At 65.2% G+C, this 21,006-nt stretch carries 16 protein-coding genes and 1 pseudogene; 5 read left to right on the plus strand and 12 right to left on the minus strand.

Annotated features, from left to right (window positions below; genetic code table 11):
• The first annotated feature begins 188 nt into the window (after positions 1-188).
• The 5 genes and pseudogenes from ACO6VM_RS13000 to ACO6VM_RS13020 all read left to right on the plus strand — a co-directional run.
• Entirely contained in the window at positions 189-1,094 is a 906-nt protein-coding gene (locus ACO6VM_RS13000) for a LysR family transcriptional regulator (protein WP_401058596.1), read from the plus strand.
• Positions 1,095-1,242: 148 nt separating this feature from the next.
• Positions 1,243-1,647 carry a hypothetical protein gene (locus ACO6VM_RS13005; RefSeq protein WP_401058597.1) on the plus strand — a complete coding sequence of 135 codons (405 nt, stop codon included), beginning with the start codon at positions 1,243-1,245 and terminating at the stop codon, positions 1,645-1,647.
• Between the two features lie 282 nt (positions 1,648-1,929).
• Entirely contained in the window at positions 1,930-3,471 is a 1,542-nt protein-coding gene (locus ACO6VM_RS13010; protein WP_401058599.1) for an MFS transporter, read from the plus strand.
• Positions 3,472-3,498: 27 nt separating this feature from the next.
• Positions 3,499-4,560 (plus strand): HlyD family secretion protein, encoded by a 1,062-nt coding sequence (locus ACO6VM_RS13015; RefSeq protein WP_401058601.1) that lies wholly within the window; start codon positions 3,499-3,501, stop codon positions 4,558-4,560.
• A 146-nt stretch (positions 4,561-4,706) separates the two neighbouring features.
• Positions 4,707-6,104, plus strand: a pseudogene (locus tag ACO6VM_RS13020) (efflux transporter outer membrane subunit); the annotation flags it as partial.
• 142 nt (positions 6,105-6,246) lie between these two features.
• Here ACO6VM_RS13020 and ACO6VM_RS13025 read toward each other — a convergent pair.
• The 12 genes from ACO6VM_RS13025 to ACO6VM_RS13080 form a co-directional block, all read right to left on the minus strand.
• The gene (locus ACO6VM_RS13025; RefSeq protein WP_422403393.1) at positions 6,247-7,071 is read right to left on the minus strand and encodes an SDR family oxidoreductase; all 825 of its coding nucleotides are present in this window, start codon (positions 7,069-7,071) and stop codon (positions 6,247-6,249) included.
• A 181-nt stretch (positions 7,072-7,252) separates the two neighbouring features.
• Positions 7,253-7,717, minus strand: coding sequence for a multidrug transporter (locus tag ACO6VM_RS13030; protein ID WP_422403394.1), 465 nt, complete (start codon positions 7,715-7,717; stop codon positions 7,253-7,255).
• Between the two features lie 189 nt (positions 7,718-7,906).
• Positions 7,907-9,361 carry a mannose-1-phosphate guanylyltransferase/mannose-6-phosphate isomerase gene (locus ACO6VM_RS13035; protein ID WP_390967012.1) on the minus strand — a complete coding sequence of 485 codons (1,455 nt, stop codon included), beginning with the start codon at positions 9,359-9,361 and terminating at the stop codon, positions 7,907-7,909.
• A 35-nt stretch (positions 9,362-9,396) separates the two neighbouring features.
• Positions 9,397-10,044 (minus strand): alginate O-acetyltransferase AlgF, encoded by a 648-nt coding sequence (locus tag ACO6VM_RS13040; RefSeq protein ID WP_390967014.1) that lies wholly within the window; start codon positions 10,042-10,044, stop codon positions 9,397-9,399.
• 20 nt (positions 10,045-10,064) lie between these two features.
• Positions 10,065-11,225 (minus strand): alginate O-acetyltransferase, encoded by a 1,161-nt coding sequence (locus ACO6VM_RS13045; RefSeq protein ID WP_422403395.1) that lies wholly within the window; start codon positions 11,223-11,225, stop codon positions 10,065-10,067.
• Positions 11,226-11,235: 10 nt separating this feature from the next.
• Entirely contained in the window at positions 11,236-12,693 is a 1,458-nt protein-coding gene (locus tag ACO6VM_RS13050) for an MBOAT family O-acyltransferase (protein WP_422403396.1), read from the minus strand.
• A 180-nt stretch (positions 12,694-12,873) separates the two neighbouring features.
• The gene (locus ACO6VM_RS13055; RefSeq protein ID WP_422403397.1) at positions 12,874-13,977 is read right to left on the minus strand and encodes a mannuronate-specific alginate lyase; all 1,104 of its coding nucleotides are present in this window, start codon (positions 13,975-13,977) and stop codon (positions 12,874-12,876) included.
• Positions 13,978-13,984: 7 nt separating this feature from the next.
• Positions 13,985-15,427 (minus strand): alginate O-acetyltransferase, encoded by a 1,443-nt coding sequence (locus tag ACO6VM_RS13060; RefSeq protein ID WP_422403398.1) that lies wholly within the window; start codon positions 15,425-15,427, stop codon positions 13,985-13,987.
• 13 nt (positions 15,428-15,440) lie between these two features.
• Positions 15,441-16,997: a mannuronan 5-epimerase AlgG gene (algG, locus tag ACO6VM_RS13065; RefSeq protein WP_401058610.1), complete on the minus strand. Its 1,557-nt coding sequence runs from the start codon at positions 16,995-16,997 to the stop codon at positions 15,441-15,443.
• Between the two features lie 19 nt (positions 16,998-17,016).
• Positions 17,017-18,495 carry an alginate export family protein gene (locus ACO6VM_RS13070; RefSeq protein ID WP_390967026.1) on the minus strand — a complete coding sequence of 493 codons (1,479 nt, stop codon included), beginning with the start codon at positions 18,493-18,495 and terminating at the stop codon, positions 17,017-17,019.
• The gene (algK, locus tag ACO6VM_RS13075) at positions 18,492-20,027 is read right to left on the minus strand and encodes an alginate biosynthesis TPR repeat lipoprotein AlgK (protein WP_422403399.1); all 1,536 of its coding nucleotides are present in this window, start codon (positions 20,025-20,027) and stop codon (positions 18,492-18,494) included. The genes ACO6VM_RS13070 and algK overlap by 4 nt, the downstream gene beginning before the upstream one ends.
• 12 nt (positions 20,028-20,039) lie before the next feature.
• Positions 20,040-21,006: HlyD family efflux transporter periplasmic adaptor subunit (locus tag ACO6VM_RS13080; protein WP_422403400.1), on the minus strand; the 967-nt coding region annotated here is incomplete at its 5' end.

Below are 21,006 nucleotides of genomic sequence, written 5' to 3' on the forward strand. Positions count from 1 at the left end.
AATCGCGGGGCAAGCCCGCTCCCACAGGTCTCCCTCGTGGGAGCGGGCTTGCCCCGCGATTGGGCCGTTACAGGCTGACGCATCGATCGGCCGGGATAAATGGCCCCCCACGCACGGTGCCATTGCGCCAGACGCAATCCACCAACCTGATACCATCGCGTTTCCCACAGCTGTCACGGAAAACGGCCATGCAACTCCCGGACATGAACCTGCTCGTCGCCCTCGACGCCCTGCTCGACGAAGGCAGCGTGGTCGGCGCCGCCCAGCGCATGAACCTGAGCCCGGCGGCCATGAGCCGCACCCTGGGGCGTATCCGCGAGGCCATGGGCGACCCGATCCTGGTGCGCGCCGGCCGCGGGCTGGTGCCGACGCCGCGCGCGCTGGCCCTGCGTGATCAGGTGCATGGCTTGGTCGAACAAGCCGGGCAGGTATTTCGCAGCGGTGACGATGTCGACCTGGTAAACCTGGACCGAGCCTTCAACATTCGCACCAATGACCTGTTCATCGCCCTGTACGGTGCCCAACTGCTGCGCATGATGCTGGCCCAGGCACCAAACACCGTGCTGCGTTTTGTGCCAGAGGGCAGTGGTGACGATGATGCAGTGCTGCGCAATGGGCAAATCGACTTGATCATCAGTTCCGCCATCGAACTGGGCCCGGAAATCAAGGTTCAGAGCCTGTTCAACACCTACTTCGTGGGCCTGGCGCGTGAAGGGCACCCGATTTTCGAAGACCGGATTACCCCGGAGCGCTTCGCCGCCTATCCGCAAATAAGTGTGTCACGCCGTGGCCGGGCCAATGGGCCTATCGATGTAGCGCTGGCCAATCACAAGGTGGAGCGGCGGGTGGCGTTGATCACAACGAGTTTTCACTCCGCGATGTTTTCGCTGCCGGACTCGGACTTGATCCTGCCCATACCAGCCAACATCCTGAACAGTGTGAACCGGCTGAAACTGCCATTGCGCTCTTTCGAGATCCCCGTGCCATTGGAAAAGGTCAATGTCATGCAGGCGTGGCACCCTCGGTTCGATAACGATCCGGCGCACCGCTGGCTACGGCAGACGCTGAAGGCGTGTGGCAGCATCGATCCTTGATGTTGCCGATGCGTCTGTTACTGGCCTATTCGCAGTATGAGAAATGCACTACAGACTCAATCTGTCACCTGGTATTTATGCCAGTTTTTTTTTGGTATATGTAGCGCTAACGTCGCAGTTGCCAAATGGCGAATAGGAGCAGACTGAAATGATCAATATTTTAGCTGGCGGCTCTTTCAACGTGCAGGGCATTTTCACTGCGCCGGGTTATTCGAAAAATATTGACGCTGATTTTGTAAAGTTCATTTTTTCACCACTTTTCTTGTTGGGCTTTGGAGCAGTGGGGTTTGATGATTTACAGGTTTCGCTGGGCAATGATGATGGTTTTGTTGCTGGCAGGTCCTATCCGGTGGGTGGCCAAGATGATCCAGCTTATTCTCAGCTGATCTTGAAAGTTGATAATCGAGAGTTTGTGGGGTTCGCGTATTCGGGTGAGATAATTATCGAGGAGCGCTCAGAAACTTTGATAAAAGGCAGCTTGAAGTTGTTCTACAAAATGGCTGCTGAAGGAATAGATTGTGACTTGACCGGGACGTTCGCAATTACACCTTGACATCGCGCGTTGAGTTGAAACCTTGAGCGAACGTACTCCGATCAACGGCATAGTAATCTCATTTGGTACCTGGCCTCTGTACGAAAAGTTTTGTGGGAGCGGCGGTGCACCGCTCCCACAACGTTGGATGACCATTATTTTTGTACAAAACCTAGGCCGTCGAGCAATTTTCAGTCGATTGCGTTTGGCGCAACATAAACCTGCCAACAAGTCAGTTTTCGTCAGCATTCGACCTTCTTAGACTTCCCCCAGCCCTGAATTTGTTGCTGGAGATGTCATTCCATGAGTTCCCTGACCGCGCCCTCTGCCGCGCTGGCCGCCGCCCCTATGCCGGCCGCGCCCGCGCAGACGGCGTTCGGCCTGCGGGTGGTGGTGGGGCTGTTCGGCGTGTTGCTGGCGGTGTTGTGCGCCGGGCTCAACGAGTCGGTGACCAAGATTTCCCTGAGCGACATCCGTGGCGCCATGGGCATCGGTGCCGACGAAGGCGCCTGGCTGCTGGCGGTGTACAGCGCCGCCTCGGTGTCGGCCATGGCCTTTGCGCCGTGGCTGGCCACCACCTTTTCGCTGCGCCGCTTCACCATGTCCGCCGTCGGCCTATTCGCCGTGCTTGGCCTGATCCAACCCTTCGCCCCCAACCTGCACAGCCTGATGTTGCTGCGCATTCTGCAGGGCTTCGCCTCCGGTGCCCTGCCACCGATGCTGATGAGCGTGGCGCTGCGCTTCCTGCCGCCGGGCATCAAGGTCTACGGCCTGGCCTGCTACGCCCTGACCGCCACCTTCGGGCCCAATCTGGGCACACCCCTGGCGGGCCTGTGGACCGAATACGTCGGCTGGCAATGGGCGTTCTGGCAGATCATCCTGCCCTCCTTGCTGGCCATCGCCTGCGTGGGCTGGGGCCTGCCCCAGGACCCGCTGCGCCTGGAGCGCTTCAAACAGTTCGACTGGCGCGGCGTGCTGCTCGGCCTGCCGGCGATCAGCAGCATCGTCCTTGGCCTGTCGCTGGGCGATCGCTGGGGCTGGTTCGACTCGCCGCTGATCTGCTGGCTGCTCGGCGGCGGCCTGCTGTTGCTGGTGCTGTTCATGTACAACGAATGGTCCGAGCCGCTGCCGTTCTTCCAGCTGCGCATGCTGTCGCGGCGCAACCTGAGCTTCGCTCTGGTGACACTGGCAGGGGTGCTGATCGTGCTCTCTGGCGTGGGCAGCATTCCGTCGGCCTACCTGGCGCAAATCCAGGGCTATCGCCCGGCGCAGACCAGCCCGCTGATGATGCTGGTGGCCATGCCGCAACTGCTTGCCCTGCCGTTGACGGCGGCGCTGTGCAACATCCGCGCGGTGGACTGCCGCTGGGTGCTGGCGCTGGGCCTGGCGATGCTGGCGGCGTCGTGCGTGGGCAGCAGCCTGCTCACCTCGCAGTGGATCCGCGGCGACTTCTACCCCTTCTACCTGCTGCAGGTGTTCGGCCAGCCGATGGCGGTGCTGCCGCTGCTGATGCTCTCGACCAACGGCATGACCCCGCAGGAAGGCCCGTTCGCTTCCAGCTGGTTCAACACGGTCAAGGGCCTGTCGGCGGTGATCGCCGGTGGCCTGCTCGATGCCTTGGGCACCGTGCGCCGGCATTTCCATTCCAACCACCTGGTCGACAGCCTGGGCAATGCGCCACTGATCGACGACAACACGGCCGGCCTGGCCAAGCGCATTCATGACCAGGCCCTGGTGCTGACCTCGGCCGACCTTTACCTGGTGATGGCGGGCTTCGCCGTCGCCCTGATCTGCCTGATCCCCTTCGTGCCTACGCGCATCTATCCACCGCGTGCGGTGGCCTGAGCCTGTGGATGAATTCGAGACATTGAAATGACCAACAACCGCAAAACGCTTTTCATCGGCTCGGTTCTGGCCGTGGCCGTGCTGGCTGGCATCGTCGGGCCCTGGATGCTCGGCAGCGATCATCGCCAGAGCACCAACGATGCCTACATCACCGCCGACTACACCGTGGTCGCGCCCAAGGTGGCGGGCTTCATCAAGGAGGTGCTGGTAGAGGACAACCAGCAAGTCACCGCCGGCCAGTTATTGGCGACCATCGATGCCCGTGACTACCAGGCCGCGCTGGATGCCGCGCAAGCGCAGTTGCTGGTGGCCCAGGCGCAAAGCGCCGATGCGCGCGCCACCCTGGAGCGTCAGGCGGCGCTGATTGCCCAGGCCGAGGCGGCTGTCAAAGCGGCCCAGGCCGAAGCGGCGTTCGCCGACCATGAAGTCAACCGCTACAGCCGCCTGGCCGAGCAGGGCGCCGGTACCGTGCAGAACGCCCAGCAGGCGCGCAGCGGCGTCGATCAGGCCCGTGCCCGTCTGGCCAATGCCCAGGCCGCGCTGGTGGCGGCGCGCAAGCAGGTGGACATTCTCACGGCCCAGGTGGCCAGCGCCGATGGCCAGCTCAAACGTGCCGAAGCGGGGCTGGAGAAAGCTCAGCTGGACCTGTCCTACACCCGTATCACCGCGCCGGTGGACGGCATGGTCGGCGAGCGCGCCCTGCGCCTGGGCGCCTACGTGAATCCGGGGGCGCGACTGCTGTCGGTGGTGCCGTTGGAGCGCGCCTATATCGTCGGCAACTTCCAGGAAACCCAACTGACCCACGTGCAGCCGGGCCAGCCGGTGAGCATCAGCGTCGATACCTTCTCCGGTGAAAAGCTGCACGGCCATGTCGAAAGCATCGCCCCGGCCACCGGGGTGACCTTCGCCGCGGTAAAACCCGATAACGCCACCGGCAACTTCACCAAGGTGGTGCAGCGCATTCCGGTGAAGATCGTCTTCGATGATGGCCAGCCGCTGCTCGCACGCCTGCGGGTGGGCATGTCGGTGGAGGCGACCATCGATACCCAGGGGGACCGGCTCGACGGCAAAGAGGTGACTGCGCGATGAGTGGGCAGGTTGATTTTTTCGCGGCCGATGGGGCTGCTGCGCAGCCCATTCGCGGCGCAAGGCCGCTCCTACAGGGGATCGCGGTCGCTTGTAGGAGCGGCCTTGTGCCGCGAAAGGGGCGCGCAGCGGCCCCCGTGCTGCTAGCCATGCTGCTGGCCGGCTGCACCCTGGGCCCGGATTTCCAGCGCCCGACCAGCGAAGCACCAAAGGAGTGGGCCGCCCTGCAAAGCGAGGCTGCGGCCAGCCAACCGGTGGCCGAGCCGCTGGAGCTGCGCTGGTGGGACAGTTTCCATGATGCGCAGTTGACTGCGCTGATCCAGAAGGTCGCCGAGCGCAACCTCGACCTGCAGATGGCCAGCGCGCGCCTGCTGCAAAGCCGCGCCCTTCGCAGCACCGTGGCCGCCGACGAAATGCCTTCGGTGGACGCGAACGCCGGCTACAGCCGTGCGCGCAACAGCGCCGAAGGTTTGAGCGATCCGTCGGGCAAGGCGGGCAAATCGGCCTTCAACCTCTGGCAGGGCGACCTGGTCGCCGGCTGGGAACTGGACCTGTGGGGCCGTGTGCGGCGCCAGGTCGAGGCGGCCGATGCCAGCGTCGAAGTGGCTGAGAACGACCGCCGCGGGGTGCTGCTGGCCTTGCTGGCTGAAACCGCCGGCAACTACATCCAGCTGCGCGCCGTGCAGCACACCCTCGAGGTGACCCAGGACAACCTCAAGGTTGCCCGTCACAGCCTGAAACTGTCCGAAGACCGTCAGGCCGAGGGTGTTGCCACGCGCCTGGATGTGGCCCAGGCCAGCGCCCAGGTTGCATCGATCGAGTCGCGACTGCCCAGCCTGGAAGCCCGCCGTGACGACTTGATCAACGCCCTCAGCCTGCTCGCCGCCGAACCGCCGCGCAGCTTGCAGGCCGAGTTGCTGCAGGGCGGCGATCTGCCTGCGCCGCAGCAGAAGTTTGCCATCGGCTTGCCGTCCGAACTGGCTGAGCGCCGCCCGGACATCCGCCAGGCCGAAGCCCGCCTGCATGCGGCCACCGCCAGCATCGGCGTGGCCAAGGCCGACTTCTACCCGAGCATTCGCCTGTCGGGCAGTGTCGGCTTCCAGGCCATGCAGCTGTCCGATTTCGGCGCCTGGGATTCACGCCGTTTTGCCTTCGGGCCGCAACTGTCGCTGCCGATTTTCGAGGGTGGGCGGCTCAAGGGCACGCTGGAGCTGCGCGAAGCCCAGCAACAGGAAGCAGCGCTGAACTACCGCAAGGTGGTGCTTGGCGCCTGGCATGAGATCGACGACGTGCTGCGCCTGTACAACGCCAGCCAGCTTCGCCGCGACCATTTGGCCGAGGCCGTGCGGCAGAACCGCATCGCCCTGGAGACTGCGCAGCGCCAGTACGTGGAAGGGGCGGTGGACTTTCTCAATGTGCTGACCGTGCAGGGTGCGCTGCTGGCCAGCGAAGAGCAGTGGATCGACAGCTCGGCGGCGGTGTCGCAGGCGTTGGTGGGGTTGTACAAGGCCCTGGGTGGCGGCTGGCAGGCGTTCGACCAGGACCTGTGTTCGCAAGCGCGCCACATACCCTGTGGGAGCGGCTTTAGCCGCGAAGCAGGCGACGCGGTGGATGGCACCGGCTCTGCCGGTGTTCGCGGCTAAAGCCGCTCCCACAGTTCGATGAGGGGCGACTTGTCCCGCGATGACGTCAGAGCGGTCGCAACAATCCGAACCGCTTGCGCAGTACCCAATCCAGCAGCCTCTGCGGCAGCACCCGCGCCATCAACGGCAACGCCGTGCTGCCATTGCCGATACGCACCAACGCCGGCACTGGCGACTTGCGCGTAGCGGCGAGCAAGCGCTGGGCAAACACCGCCGCCGAAGTCGGCCGATCCTGCGAAGCACGCGCCCGGGCCTGCACCTGCTCACGCAACGGCCACCACGGCGAATCGCTCGCCAGCACCTGTTCTGCCTGTTGCTGGGCATTGCTGGCGAACTGCGAGGCAATCGCCCCCGGCTGCACTTCCATCACCCGGATACCGAACGGCGCCAGCTCCAGGCGCAGCGCGTCGGTCAGCCCATGCACCGCCGCCTTCGAGGCGCAGTAGGCGCCGGCGAATGGCGTGACCAGCACGCCCGAGACACTGCCGATGTTCACCACCATCCCACGCGAACGCCGCAGCAGCGGGAACAGCGCGCGGGTCACGCCCACCAGGGCGAAGACGTTGGTTTCGAACTGTTGGCGCATGGCCTCGACACCGCCGTCGAGCAGTGGGCCCATGGCGCCGTAGCCGGCGTTGTTGATGAGGATGTCGAGGCCGCCGTGGCGGTCTTCCAGCTCGTCGGCCAGGCGGGTCAGTGCCTCGCTGTCATTCACATCCAGTTGCCGTGCGGCGAAGCCGGCGGCGAGCAGGGTGTCGACATCGTCGAGCTTGCGGGCGGTGGCCCAGACTTCGTGGCCGGCATCGCGGAAGGCGTCGGCCAGGGCGCGGCCGATGCCGCTGGAACAACCGGTGATGAGAACGGTGGGCATGGGGCGGGCCTGTGTTAGTTGGACATGGGTGTCATGGCTACCGGCCTCATCGCGGGGGGGGGGGGAGTAGCAATGAGCCGACAGACGACAAACTAGAATGAGAGTGGTAGCCGGCAAGCCCGCTCCCACGACGCCGACTCAAGGCATTGTGAGAGCGGGCTTGCCCCGCGATGAGGCGGACTCAATTGGCGAATGTACCTTGCAGATGCTCGGCACGAAACTCCAGGGTCTGCGGCCGATACCCCGAACGCAGCGGCGGCAGCGGCAGGCAGTCGCTCCACTCAGCGCCGGGCTGCAATTCGCCCGGGCCGCGATAGCGCGGTGCTGCATAGGTGTTCTCGGCAAGGTTCACGGTATCGCCCGGGGCATAGGCGCCCACGCGCCAGCGCAGTTCGGTGAGCGGGGCCTTGTTGCCGTTCTTCATGCGCACCTGCAGGGCGCGGTCGGCGGGGCATTGATCGGGGGCGTAACTCAGACGCAGATCGAGACGCGCCAGTTGCGACGCTTCGCGGCTGTCCTGCCAGGCGACGCCCAGTGCCACCAGCCCCAGGCCGCACACGGCCGCCAGGGAAATCGGCAGGGCCTTGGCCGGGTAGCGCAGCAGCAGGATCAGCCAGGTGAGGACGAGCAGGGCGCCGATGATCATGGTGGAGCAGGCCTTGGTGGCGGGGGTTTGACCATCCTAGCCGCAAAATGAGCAGGCCTCAAAAACGCAATCGCGGGGCAAGCCCGCTCCCACGCTGTGCACAGCCTCCAGGAAGATGGACATCAATCCAGACCTGGGAGAGCAGCCAACAGCGTGGGAGCGGGCTTGCCCCGCGAAGGTGCCCCAGGGTTACTGCGCGATGGTCTTCACCGATACCCCACGCTCAACCGGCGTGGAAGTTCGCCCATACACATCCTCGAAGCGCTCGATATCATCCTCGCCCAGGTAGCTCCCGGACTGCACTTCGATGATCTCCAGCGGGATCTTGCCCGGGTTGCGCAGGCGGTGCACCGAGGCGATCGGAATGTACGTGGACTGGTTCTCGGTCAGCAGGAACACGTTCTCGTCACAGGTCACCTCGGCAGTGCCGGACACCACGATCCAGTGCTCGGCGCGGTGGTGGTGCATCTGCAGCGACAGCGCGGCGCCTGGCTTGACGGTGATGTGCTTGACCTGGAAGCGCCCGCCCATGTCCACCGAGTCGTACGAACCCCACGGGCGGTACACCTCGAGGTGGTTCTGGGTCTCGCTGCGGCCCTGGGCATCGAGGGTGTTGACCAGTTGCTTGACCCCCTGAACCTTGTCCTTGTGGGCGATCATCATGGCGTCCTTGGTTTCCACCACCACGATGTTCTCAAGGCCGATCACCGACACCAGCTTGCCGTTGCCGTGGATCATGCAGTTGTGGCTGTCCTGCACCACCACGTCACCCTTGGTGACGTTGCCGTTGTCGTCTTTTTCGTGCACGTCCCACAGCGACGACCAGCAGCCCACGTCGCTCCAGCCGGCCGACAACGGCACCACGCAGGCGCGCTGGGTCTTTTCCATCACGGCGTAGTCGATGGAGTTGTCCGGGCAGCAGGCAAAGGTGGCTTCGTCGATGCTCAGCACATCGGCCTCTTCGTCACTGCGTTCCAGGGCCAGCAGGCAGGTGTCGTAGATGTCCGGGTCGTGTTTCTTCAGCTCTTCGAGGAAGCGGCTGGCGCGGAACAGGAACATGCCGCTGTTCCAGAAGTAGCCACCGGCGCGGACAAACTCGCCGGCGCGTTTTTCGTCGGGTTTTTCAACGAACTGCGCCACCCGCGCCACGCCTTCGGGCAGCAGCGCGTCCTGGCTGGAGCGGATGTAGCCGTAGCCGGTCTCGGGCTTGGTCGCCGGCACGCCGAACAGCACCATCTCGCCGCGCTCGGCGGCCACGGTGGCCAGGGCCAGGGCACGTTGCAGGGCCTTCTGGTCCTCGATCACGTGGTCGGCCGGCAGCACCAGCATCAGTTCGTCACGGCCTTCGTTGACCAGCTTCATGGCGGTCATCGCCACCGCAGGTGCGGTGTTGCGGCCGAAGGGTTCCATGAGGATGGCCTGGGTTTGCAGCTTCAGCGCGCCCAGCTGCTCCTGGACGATGAACTTGTGGTCCTTGTTGCAGACCACGATGGGCGTGTCCATGCCGTCGAACGCCAGGCGCTGGATGGTCTGCTGGAACAGTGTGTGCTCGCCGGTCAGGGCCAGGAACTGCTTGGGGAACTGCTTGCGCGACAAAGGCCACAGACGCGAACCGCTACCACCAGAAAGAATTACCGGGATCATGTTGTTTCTCCAATAAGGTCGTTAAGAGGCAGGGATCAGTTAGTGGACACTGGGCGGGTTACCCAGACCGGCGACAGGCTGCTGCCGGAGCCGGTGACATACAGCACGGCTGCTTCGCCGCGCTCCAGGGCGACGGGTTTGACGTCGCCGACTTTCTTGTCGCCTGCATACAGCGCGAGGTTGACCTTGACCGGGTTGATCTCGCGCTCGCCACGGCCCTTGGCCGCCACCGGCTTGACCACTTCGGTCTTGCCGTCGGCGGTTTTCAGGGTCAGTTGCTGGTCGCTGAGGTTCTGCACGCGGACCAGGGCTTTCTGCTTGTTCTTGAACGGCGGCTCTTCGATCAGCTGCGGGTTGGAGCCTGCGTTGTTGACCAGGGTGTAGTACTTGTCGGCGGCCAGCTTGACCGGGACGTTCTTGCCGCCGACCTGGGCGGTGTAGTCACCGCCGGGCAGGAAGCTGAAGTCGCTGCTGGCCTGGGCGCCGACCTGCTTGATCTGGGTATTGCCCACGCTCGCCGCAGTAGGGGCGCTGGTGGCGTTGTACAGGCGCACGAAGGTCGAACCTTTCGGCGCACTCGGGCCGTACAGGGCGGCGTCGGCACCGGCGAAGGCCTGCATCGAGGCCAGGGTCAGGCCGGCAGCGAGGGTGAGGGCTTTGGCAATGGAAGTCTTGGTGGTCATGTGCGTGTTCCTCTCTATCTTCAGTGGTCCGTCCGGTTGGACGACAGGGCCAGGTTTTCTTCGGATTTGCGGGAGTTCTTCAGCTGCGCGATCCACTGCGGATCGAAGGCGCTGAGGTCGTTCTTCATTGGCAGATATCGTTCGGGGAATTCCCACACCACAACCTGTGGCGGGGCGTTCTTGAAGGCGTCGCTTTGCAGGTACTTGAGCATCGGCAGCAGCGGGCCGTGGCCGTCTTCGGCGTAGTTGGCGACGTCGCTGCGCAGGGCCTGCTGCAGGGCGCCGAGGAAGTTCCAGTGCGGGTTGGCGCTGTAGCTGGTGCCCACCAACGCCACCGGGATCCGGCTGTCGTCGAACAGCGCGTCGTCGCCGCTTTGGCCTTCGGCCTGCACCGGCTGGGTCTTGCGTTGCTGCAGGGTGTCCGGGGTGGGCAGCAGGTTGCTGAACAGCGGGTCCAGCGGCAGGAAATTGGTCAAATCACCTTTGTACGGCGCGCTGGCACCGGCCTCGGTGATGTACGCCTGGGGCTCGCCGCTGAGCAGGCCCTGGCGGCTGACGGCTTCGGCCAGGGATTGCGCGACCACCTCGGCGCCCAGCGGCGTCCAGTGGGTGTCGGTGCGCAGGAACACCTGGCCACGGGCCTTGGCTTGCTCCAGCGGGGCCAGCAGGTCGGGGGCGAACACATTGGCCTGGCGCACCTGGGCGTGGAACTGGTTGAACAGGTCGTCGTGCAGGCTGGCCGGGGTCTCCTTGCCGAGGTACTCGGCATACAGGCGGGCCTTGGCCGGGACGATCGCCAGCACCAGTTGCACGCCCTGGCGCTGCAAGGTGTCGCGGATGCCGCGCACCAGCGCCAGGTTGTCCTGCATCTGCTGCTGCGCGTCGACGGCGGGCTTGAACTCTTCGTCGCTGAACAGCCATTGGTCGCGGCCCAGCACCACGCCGGGGCGGCCTTCATTGAACAGTTTGAAGTCCAGCGCGGCCCACAGGTTGGTGCCGATGCGCTTGATCGGGAACTGCTCGTCGTAGTGGGTCTCGGCGGCTTTGGCCAGCTTGCCGTCGAGCAGGGTCATCTGCCCGGTGCGGGTGAAGCTGTCCAGGCCACCGACCGACCAGGCGCCCAGCCCGACCAGCAGGCCCATGAACGACAGCGAGTAAGTGATGCGAAGTGTCCGGTTCATGTGTCGGGCCTCAGAACTGGAAGTACAGGAAGGGTGAGTAGCTCTGCGCCGAGAGCTTGAGCACCGATGCGACGAACAGCAGCAGCACCAGGGCGCGGGTCATGATCCGCGTCCAGTCCAGGCCGACCGAGCCATCGGCGTTGATCTGCAGCGGGGTGGCCTTGGGCGCAGGCGCGGCATTGCGGTAGAAGTCGCGCAGGCCGAAGAACGCCAGGCTCAGGTAGGCCACGATCAGGGTCGCGACTTGCAGGCCGGTGAGGTTGGCGCGGTTGAGTTCCGACAGCTGCCACTCGCCGAAGCTGAACATGGCGCCGTACATGCGTGCGGCCACGTGCAGGTTCTCGGCGCGGAAGATCACCCAGCCGACCACCACCAGCAGGAAGGTGAAGGCCCATTTCACCGGGTTGAAGCGCTGCGGGTTGGTGTCCAGGCCCAGTGCGCGTTCGATGGCCAGCCACAGGCCGTGCCAGGCGCCCCAGATGATGTAGGTGAAGTTGGCGCCGTGCCACAGCCCGCCCAGCAGCATGGTCAGGAACAGGTTGCGGTAGGTGTTGAAGGTGCCTTTGCGGTTGCCGCCCAGGGTGATGTACAGGTAGTCGCGCAGCCAGGTGGACAGGCTGATGTGCCAGCGCCGCCAGAACTCGGTGATCGACTGGCTGATGTACGGCTGTTTGAAGTTCTCCATGAAGCGGAAGCCCATCATCAGGCCCAGGCCGATGGCCATGTCGCTGTAGCCACTGAAGTCGAAGTACAGCTGCGCGGTGTAGGCCAGCGCACCGAGCCAGGCATCGCCGGTGGTGGGGTTCTGCAGGGCGAAGCAGTGGTCGGCGACCACCGCCAGGGTGTCGGCGATGAACACCTTCTTGATGAAGCCCTGCATGAAGCGGGTGCAGCCTTCGGAGAACTTGTCCAGGGTGTGGGTGCGGTTGTTGAACTGGTCGACCAGGTCCTTGAAGCGCAGCACCGGGCCGGCGATCAGGTGCGGGAAGATCGCCACGAACGCGGCGAAGTCGATCAGGTTGCGGGTGGCCGGGGTGTCGCCGCGGTACACGTCGATGATGTAGCTGATCGACTCGAAGATGTAGAACGAGATGCCGATCGGCAGCAGCACGTGGGTGAGGATGAACGGCTCCAGGCCCATCGAGGTCATGATCGCGTTGAGGCTGTCGACCCCGAAGTTGGCGTACTTGAAGTAGCCGAGGATGCACAGGTCGACGCCCACGCCCAGCAGCAGCCAGCGTTGGGCCGGCTTGGTGCGCACGCCGGCGGAGCCCACCTTGAGGCCGATCCAGTAGTTCCACAGGGTCACGCCAGCGAACAGGGCGAGGAAGTCCACCCGCCACCAGGCGTAGAAGATGTAGCTGGCAACCAGCAGCAGCAGGTTGCGATAGCGGTTCCCGCTCACGTAGTACAAGCCGAGGAAGACCGGCAGGAACAGGAACAGGAACACGTTGGACGAGAAGACCATCCCGGTTCTCCTAGTTATGCACAGCACCTGGGGCACAGCGCCCCCCAAACCCCCCAGCCGTGGACCGGGGAGCAACCTATTACTCTGTGGGAGCGGGTTTACCCGCGAAGAGGCCGGCACAGGCACAGCACATGGCAGGTCTGGCCCTTTCGCGGGTAAACCCGCTCCCACAGGGATCTCCTATTTCTTTTGCTCCGCGCTCGGGTCGTAGACCCGGGTCACATCACCACCCAGCCTGAAGCTGTTGAACGGCTGCATGCCGTGCTTGCGCTTGAGGGTCTGGGCGTCGCAGCGGTACAGCTGGCACCAGGGTTCGAGCCAGGCGTACTTGCTGTCGATCTTCAGGTCGCCCATGTCCTGCTTCTCGCCGTTGCGGGTCTTGAACGCGCTGGGGTCTTTCGAGCCGTTCAGCACCTTCTCGCCCAAGCGGCGCAGGGCGTTGTTGTTCTCGCCGCGCACATCCACGCCATTGGCCTGGGCGAAGCTGGCGATCATCGCCAGCGGCGGCAGGGCGTAGTTGTGGTAGGCCAGGGCGCGCTGCTTGCGCTTGAGCTCGTTGGGCAAAAAGCCCTGGGCATCGACCTGGTTGGCGCCGACCCGGTATTCCTTCACGGCCCAGTCGAACAGGTCGCGCCGGTCGGTGGCCACGGCGGTGGCCATCACCGACCAGGCCGCCCAGTAGCTGTGGTTGTTGATCTTCTCCAGCGGCAGGTCGCTCCAGTCGCGCACGGTTTGCGAGGCCAGGCGGCCCAACCATTTTTCGATGGCTTGGGCCTCGGCCTGGTGCGCGGCCAGCGGCTGCGAGTTGGAGAACTTCAGGCGCAGCCACGAACCGCTCATGCTGCCCAGCGCCCATTTGCGCATGGACTTGCCGGTGTGGTTGTAGTCGGTGGACATCAGCGCGTCGGCGCGGGCCCAGCTGCCGAGCCAGTCCAGGGCGCAGTCGAGCTGGGCCGGGCGGCCGTCGCGCATGTACTGGCCGATCATCTTGCTCACGCCCTTCTCGAGGGTGGTGATGTCCTTGGTCGAGTCACGGAAGGCTTTCTCCGAGGCGACATTGAGCGTCGCGCGGGCCTTGTCGGAACCCTCGTACTTGCTGCGAAACTGCAGCGAGCCGGTATAGGGCCTGGGCGCCGCCTCGCAGCGGAAGTTGCCGTCGCCGGTCTTGAGCTTTTCGATGCCCTCGTAGTACCCCTGGGGCGGTACCAGCGCGGCCTGCGCCGCACCGCCGAACAGGGCGAGGGCGAGCAGGGCGGGAGCGGTCTTGTGGCTGATGGATGTCATGGTCGCCTCACTGGCCAGCTTGCGCGGTGTGTTGCGCAGGGCTGGCGAAGTTGTTGCGTTTGCACAGTTTCGCTTCGACTTTCTGGGTGCCGCTTTCCGGCCCCTGGACCTCTAGGGCCAGCAGGTTCTGGCCGGCCCAGTCTTCGTCCTCGCGCATCTGGAAGACGAAGCGGCCGTCGGTGTCGGAGGTCTCGGGCTTCTCGATCTTGATGTCCTCGTGGCGGCCGTTGAGGTACCACAGGGTGGCCTGCAGCACTTTCACCGAGCTGTCCTCGAACTTGATGTCGAGCTGGTGGTTGCGGTTGACCAGGTCCTTGATCACGCCATTCTTGCCGTTGACCATCAGCTCGTTCTTGCCGGGCTTGAGGGTGGCGCTGGCGCTCATCTGCGCAGGCCGTGCGTCGCAGCCGTCGTCGAGCAGGCCGAGGATCTGCCGCCAGATGGTTTCCTGGTCCAGGCGGTACAGCGGGGAGAATTCCCAGATCAGGATCTTCGGTGGGTGGTTCTGGAACTCCTCGCTGCCCAGGTACTGGATCATCGAGCCCTCCAGGCCACCGCCGGGGAAGGCGACGTTGAGCACGTCGGCGCCGATGTACTGCTCCAGGAAGCCCGAGAAGTTGTAGTTCTTGCCGCTGTGGCTGGTGCCCACCAGGGTGATCTGCGCGTTGCCCGCGTCGCCGAACAGGTCGTCGCCGCCGCTGGCGCCCTTGGGCTCGGTGGCGAACTGGTCCATGTACTGCACCGCGTAACTGGTGCCGCACAGCTGGCCGGCGACGTTGTGCAGGGTGCCGGTCTTGCCCATGCGCCCGGATTTTTTGGTCTCGAACTCCTTGCGCGGGATGCCTTCGAAGGCCGGCATCTGGTGCACGGTGTCGGCCACGATCTTTGCGGCGCGCTCGGCACCGTAGGGCGTCCAGTGCTGGTCGCCACGGAAGTAGAAGTCCTTGCCCTGCTCGGCGGCCGCCAGTTGCTCGTTGGTCAGCGGCGACAGGTCGGGCACGTTGTAGCCCATCTTGCTGAAGCGGGAGAGCATGGCCTGGTAGTTGTGCAGGGCCTTCTGATAATCGAACGCGGCCTTCTCTTCGGGCTTGAGCATGTTGCGGTTCACCAGGCCACGGGTGGGCTGGTACACCACCACCAGCTCGACGCCGCGCTTCTTGAACGCGTCGTGCACCTGCTGCAGGCGCTTGTAGCCGCCGGGGGTGGTGTCGAACTCGGTGCGCAAGTCTTCACGGGTGCGGAACAGCCAGTCGCCCTGGGCTTGCACCAGGGTGGTGAAGTTCTGTTGGTAGCGCGTGGTGTAGCGGCTGGCGTCATGGGCCTCGGGGCACAGCTGGCAGCAGGGTTCGGCGCTGAAGGTCGGCGCCTTGACGTCCTCGGCGCGCACGCCCTGGCTGATGGCCAGGAGCGCGGCGGACAGGCCGAGCAGTTTGATCAGGTGTGGGGTCATGGTCTGGGCTTCCTTAATCGATCATTTCGGTCTGGCGTTCGACCGGGTCGATCAGCACGGCCTTCTGCTGGCGCACCAGCAGGTCGAGGATTTCGTCCTGGCGCTCGCCCAGCACACCGTTGAAGCTGATGCCGTTGGCCTTGCGCGGCATCAGCATCGACACCTTGTACAGCTCCACCGACAGCGGCGAGTCGATCGACAAGGGGCCGGAGCCGTTGGCCGCCAGCTCACCGCCGACCACGATCAGCGACACCTTGGTGTCGAACGGGTCGAGGGCGATGTCGCGGTCGGTGTCGGAGAGGTCCTTGATGTGCCCGTACACGCCCACCAGGCCATTGGCCATGGCGACGTTCTCGTACAGGCGGATGTTCACGCTGTTGCGCACGCGGATGCCGTGGCGGCGGTTGTTGATCAGCTTGTTGCCCCAGATCAGGTTGTCGCCGCTTTCGTACAAGGTGATGCCGTCGGTGTGGTTGCGGTAGATCTCGTTGTAGGCGATCAGGTTGTTGACGCTGTTACGGTCGATCACCACGCCCGAGAGCTTGTTGTCATAGCTCTTGTTGTTGATGATCCAGCTGTCGTTGACCTCGCGGGAGACGATGATCCCGTGCTTTTTCTTGGTGCCGTACACGGTGTTGCCGGCGATGATCAGGCGGTGCGAGCGGTCGTGGGGGTCGATGCCGTAGACGATGTTGTCGCGGTAGGTGCTGTCCTTGACCACGAAGTCGCTGGTCTCGTAGCAGTAGAAGCCGTACCACATGTCGCTGAACTCGGAGCCGATGATCCAGCCGGTGGGTTCCGGGCGGCCCATCTGCTTGGCCATGTTCGGCGTGTACTGCGAGATGCTCACACCGTAGGACTTGGACTTGGCGTAGCCGAAGCTGGCCATCTTGCTGTTGACGATGTAGGTCTCGGTGCCGCCCCAGCTGAGCAGGAACGGGCGGAACTCATCGGGCTTGCGGAAAGTTGCCGGGCCATTGGCCTGTTCACGCCAGCCGGTCACCTGGGTGTCGCTGACGAACAGCTTGCCGTCGTTGACGATGAACGCGCCGCCCTCTTCGGACAGGCGCAGCTCCTTGACCTTGGCGTCGATCTCCAGCACGCCCTTGCGCCCGACCACGATCGGCAGGCGCGCCAGGTAAACACCCGGCGCGGTTTCGCGCAGGTACTGGTTGGGGACCTTCTTGCTCAGTTCCACCAGGTCGACATGCCCGTCGTCGACGAAGATCGCCTGGGGGATGCCGTGCTGGCGGCGCACCCATTCGGCGCCCTTGTTGTCGCCGCCGATGAACTCCTTGAGGGTGTCCTCCTGGAGCATGCGGCGCACGCTGACCTTGCCTTTGTGCGCGCGGTCGATCTTCTTCTGCACGGCGGCGGCGGTGTAGCCGGACAGGTCGGGCAGCTTGGGCGGGTCCATCAGCAGCGGCTCGATCGGCGCGCTGGCAACGGTGTAGGTCTTGGCCTGTTGCAGCCCCTTGGCCATTTCCGGCTCGGCGGCCTGGGCCAGGCCTGCGGCCAGCAGCAGGGCGCTGGCCAGCAGGCTATGGCGAAGGTTCGGGTGCAGGTTCATGTCAAATCCTCTCCCGGCCTCAGAAGCGCCAGATCACGTCGACGAAGGCGCGGTGCATGTACGAGTCGGCCTCTTTGCCATAGGCGTCGCCTGGCTTGAACACACCGGCGCGCAGGCGCACCAGCGCCGAAGGCTCGTCGATCGACTGGCTGAGCGAGGCCGGCAGCAGGCCTTGCTTGAAGTACTTGGTCACGACCACGTCCATTTCCTGGCCGAGGTCTTTTTCGCCGTTGACCAGCGGGCGGTTCACGCCGCCGTCGTCGACCACCGCGTTGATGCCGCTGGAGCCGATGTTCTGCTTGCCGTCGACACGCCAGAACTTGTGGTAGATGAGGCTGGCGTCGTAGTCGTCGCGCAGCTGCCAGGAGGTGAACAGGGTGGCCGCCTGCAGGTTGCCCAGCTCGCCGCGGAAGGCCTCGCCGAAGCGGTGCACGCGCGAGCGGGTGCCGGTGAAGTTGGAGCGGTTGCTCTCAAGGCCGGTCTGCTCGAAGTTGTTCGAGCCATCGCTGCCACCGCCGCCGCTGCCTCGGGCGTAGGCCGCGCCGACCTGCCAGTTGGGGTCCAGGCGCAGGCGGATGCCAAGGTCGGTGGCCCAGGCATTGACGTCGCCGCTCTGCTTGCCGGTGGCGACTTGGTCATTGCCCACTGCCTGGCTGCTGAGGGTGTCGCGGTCGCCGGTCAGCCAGGTGAGGCTGCCCCAGTAGTTGACGGTGTGCTCGTTGCGCCAGTTGTAGGCGTCGCTGTTGGCTTCCAGGCCCAGCCAGGTGAGGTCGCCGGTGCGGGTTTTGTCGAGGGCGTCGACGGTTTCGCCGGGACTCTTCAGGCTGCCGCTGTCGTGGGTGTGGTGGGCGCGCACGCCGACCCAATGGCCGGGCGTCCACTGGGTGGCGACGTTGCCGAAAATGTGCGTGCGGTCCTTGTCTTCCGGGGCCAGCTCGGTGAGGTCGGTGCGGTATTCGCTGAAGCGCTGGGCCACGCCCAGGTCGGCCTTGAGCAGGGTGGTGTCGAAGGTCCAGTTCAGTGCTTCGATGTTGGTGTCGCGCCACATGCCATCGTCGCTGCGCAGGCGCTGGCGGCCGAGGCGCAGTTGCTCGCCGGGGTAGGCGGTGAGGCCGCTGTAGCCAACCCAGAACTCGCGCATCGCCAGGTAGCTTTTGTCTGGCTTGCGGCTGTCGTCGCCATTGTCGGTGGTGCTGCCGTCGTCGTTCTGGCGCAGGGTGTCGGTTTCGATGATGTCGGTGGCGGTGACCGCCTGGCCCATGGCGAAGGCGCTCCAGTTGCCACGCTCGCCGTACACCCAGGGGCGCAGGTCGAGGCCGAGGCCGTTGACGTCGCCGCCTGCGCGGGTGCCCAGGTCGCGGTCGTCCTCGGACTGGCCGGTGATCTTCACATCCAGGCCGAAGTTCTTCTGTGCGGTTTCGGCGGCCAGGGTCGGCATCGACCACAGCAGGGCGAAACTCAGGCCGATGCCGGCTTTCACGAAGGGGTTGAGCGTCATAGCGAATCCTCGGCGTCTACGGCTGTTTCGTCGTCTTGCAGGGCCTCGATGGCCAGGGTGCTGTTGGCGCCCTGGAACAGGCTGCTGCGCGCCTGCTTTTCCTGCGCCAGCAGTTGCTGGGCCTGGCTGCGCTGCTCGGGCGTGAGCTGCTGGTCGAGCTGCTGCAACAGCTCGCTCGACTGCGGCGTGGGGTTGGCCTGCGACAGTTGCGCGAACACCCAGGCATTGGTGGGCGCGGGGCGGATGCCATGGCCTTCGCTGAACAGCTGGGCGAGGGCGTAGTCGGCGCTGTTCTGCCCGCCACGGGCGGCGCTGAGCAGGTGGTCGACGGCTTTCTGCGGCTCTACGCTGCCCAGGTAGCCACGGCGGTAGAGCTGGCCGAGGTAGTAGTCGGCGCTGACTTCACCGGCGTCGGCGGCGGCCTGCAGGTGCTGCTCGGCCTTGGCGGCGTCGGCCGGCACGGTCTTGCCTTCGTAGTAGAGGCGGCCCAGCAGCAGTTCGGCGCGCGGCTGTTCGGCTTCGCGGCCCTTGTCGATGTAGGCCAGCAGCTGGTCGGTGTCGCCCAGTTCGGGGAAGTCGTAGAGCAGCTGCGCCAGGCTCACCCAGGACGCCGGGTTGGCCGGGGCGACTTGCTCCAGCAGGGCCTTGGCGGTCTTCTCGTCGGTCTGGCCCAGGCTGCGGTCGGCCAGCACGCGGGCGACGCTGTCGACTCGGGTGGCCGGCACCGTGCCACGGGCGTAGGCGGCCTTGAGCTGCTCGAGCAGGGCGGCCTGTTGCTCGGGCTGGGCGCGTTTCTGGTAGACGGTGGCCAGTTCGACGTAGCAGATGTCGGTGCTGGCCAGCGCGGCCTTGCAGATTTTTTCCACGTCGGCCAGGTGCTGGTCGTAGCTGCCCTGGGTGCGGTACAGCAGGACCTGGGCCAGGCCCGCCTCGGGGTTGCCGGCGGCGCGCCACTGGTCGATCTGCTGCTGGGCGTTGACCTTGGGGAAGCTCTGCGGGTACTGCAGGTAGAGCATCGCCAGCGGGATCAGGGTGTTGCCTTCGCCTTGCTGCGCGGCCTGCTTGAGCAGGCGCTCGGCCTCTTCGCGTTCGGCCTGGGTGCTGTCGGGCTTGGCCACCAGCAGGCGGCCAAGGCGGGCCTGGGCGCGGGGCGAGGTGGCGGCTGCAGCGCGGTAGGTGGCCTCGGCCTGCTTGAGCTTGGCCGGCTCGCGGGTGGCCACCTGGATATCGGCCAGGCCCACTTGCGCGTCGCTGTAGCCCAGGTCGGCCAGGGCCTTGTAGTTGCGCTCGGCGGTGGCGGTGTCGCCGCGCTTGAGCGCTTCGTTGGCCAGGCGCTGGTCGGGCAGGCCGGCGCAGCCGGCCAGGGTGATGGCCAGGGCCAGGGTGCACCAGGTGTAGGGGCGAGCGCTTTGCGCTCGATCGCGGGGCAAGCACGCTCCCACGGGATGAGGCGCGGTCCCTGTAGGAGCGGCCTTGTGCCGCGATCCAGGCGACGCCACCCCAGCAGGAGAAAAACCATTCAAAGGATTCATCGTCCGATCCTCTTACAGCCCGCGGGCCACGGCCTTGTCGATCAGCCAGTTCAGCGACGGGCCACGGTCGCTGTTGACTGCGGCCGGGCGGCCGGCGAGTTCGGCCGGCAGGCCGTCGTCGGGCTTGATCTGCACGCGGATATCCGAGGCCAGGTTGTCGGTGTCCAGGCTGGTGCTGCCGACGATGCGGCCGCTGCGCACCTCGTCTTCGCCGGCGATCTGGAAGTTGACCCGGGTGCCCGGCTTCACTTCGTCGAACTGGCGGTAGCTGAAGCGCGCTTCGACCATCGGGTTGCTGGTCCGCGGGATCAGCGCGAACACCGGCTGGCCCTTGCTGGCGTACTGGCCGTCATCCACCAGCTGGCGCGACACCACGCAGTCGCACGGGCTGGTGAGGGTGCCGGAAAGCTGCTTGCCGAACAGCTCCTCGACCTTGGCCGGCTCCAGCTGCGCGTCGTCCAGGTGGCCCTTGAGCAGGTCGAGCATGCTGGTGTTGAAGGTCGCCAGCGGTGCGCCCTTGGCCACCGGGGTGCCGTTCTCGACCAGGCTCTGCACGCTGCCGTCACGGGGCATGGTGACGGTGGTGGTGGGGACCGCGACCACGCCGGCTTCGGCATGGCTGACGAAGTACAGGCCGTACAGCGACTTGGCGACGAAACCGAAGGCCACCAGGCCGACCACGAACACGCCGGCGGTGACGGTGACCGCCCGCAGGCGGCCGAAGGCCGAGAGGCCGGAGCCTGCGTTGTTCTGCTTGCGCGCCTTGGTGAAGTTGTCGCGTTGCAGGGTGCTGAGCACGTCGCCGACGCTGATCAGCTCACCGGACAGGTGGCTGGTGATGATGTGACGCAGGGTGGCGATGTCGCGCGGTTCCAGGTTCTGGAACTCGGTGCCGGTGCGGCCGTTGTCGCGGGGGGGGGGGGGGGGGGAAAAACACCCGGCCCCCCAAACAACCAAGCCCTTTCCCACCAAACCCAAA

The organism is Pseudomonas sp. GZD-209 (assembly GCF_049310485.1).
Lineage (GTDB): Bacteria > Pseudomonadota > Gammaproteobacteria > Pseudomonadales > Pseudomonadaceae > Aquipseudomonas > Aquipseudomonas sichuanensis.

Coding starts and splice junctions, on each gene's coding strand:
- ACO6VM_RS13000 (WP_401058596.1), top strand. CDS start 189: ATGCAACTCCCGGACATGAACCTGCTCGTCGCCCTCGACGCCCTGCTC.
- ACO6VM_RS13005 (WP_401058597.1), top strand. CDS start 1,243: ATGATCAATATTTTAGCTGGCGGCTCTTTCAACGTGCAGGGCATTTTC.
- ACO6VM_RS13010 (WP_401058599.1), top strand. CDS start 1,930: ATGAGTTCCCTGACCGCGCCCTCTGCCGCGCTGGCCGCCGCCCCTATG.
- ACO6VM_RS13015 (WP_401058601.1), top strand. CDS start 3,499: ATGACCAACAACCGCAAAACGCTTTTCATCGGCTCGGTTCTGGCCGTG.
- ACO6VM_RS13025 (WP_422403393.1), bottom strand. CDS start 7,071: ATGCCCACCGTTCTCATCACCGGTTGTTCCAGCGGCATCGGCCGCGCC.
- ACO6VM_RS13030 (WP_422403394.1), bottom strand. CDS start 7,717: ATGATCATCGGCGCCCTGCTCGTCCTCACCTGGCTGATCCTGCTGCTG.
- ACO6VM_RS13035 (WP_390967012.1), bottom strand. CDS start 9,361: ATGATCCCGGTAATTCTTTCTGGTGGTAGCGGTTCGCGTCTGTGGCCT.
- ACO6VM_RS13040 (WP_390967014.1), bottom strand. CDS start 10,044: ATGACCACCAAGACTTCCATTGCCAAAGCCCTCACCCTCGCTGCCGGC.
- ACO6VM_RS13045 (WP_422403395.1), bottom strand. CDS start 11,225: ATGAACCGGACACTTCGCATCACTTACTCGCTGTCGTTCATGGGCCTG.
- ACO6VM_RS13050 (WP_422403396.1), bottom strand. CDS start 12,693: ATGGTCTTCTCGTCCAACGTGTTCCTGTTCCTGTTCCTGCCGGTCTTC.
- ACO6VM_RS13055 (WP_422403397.1), bottom strand. CDS start 13,977: ATGACATCCATCAGCCACAAGACCGCTCCCGCCCTGCTCGCCCTCGCC.
- ACO6VM_RS13060 (WP_422403398.1), bottom strand. CDS start 15,427: ATGACCCCACACCTGATCAAACTGCTCGGCCTGTCCGCCGCGCTCCTG.
- algG (WP_401058610.1), bottom strand. CDS start 16,997: ATGAACCTGCACCCGAACCTTCGCCATAGCCTGCTGGCCAGCGCCCTG.
- ACO6VM_RS13070 (WP_390967026.1), bottom strand. CDS start 18,495: ATGACGCTCAACCCCTTCGTGAAAGCCGGCATCGGCCTGAGTTTCGCC.
- algK (WP_422403399.1), bottom strand. CDS start 20,027: ATGAATCCTTTGAATGGTTTTTCTCCTGCTGGGGTGGCGTCGCCTGGA.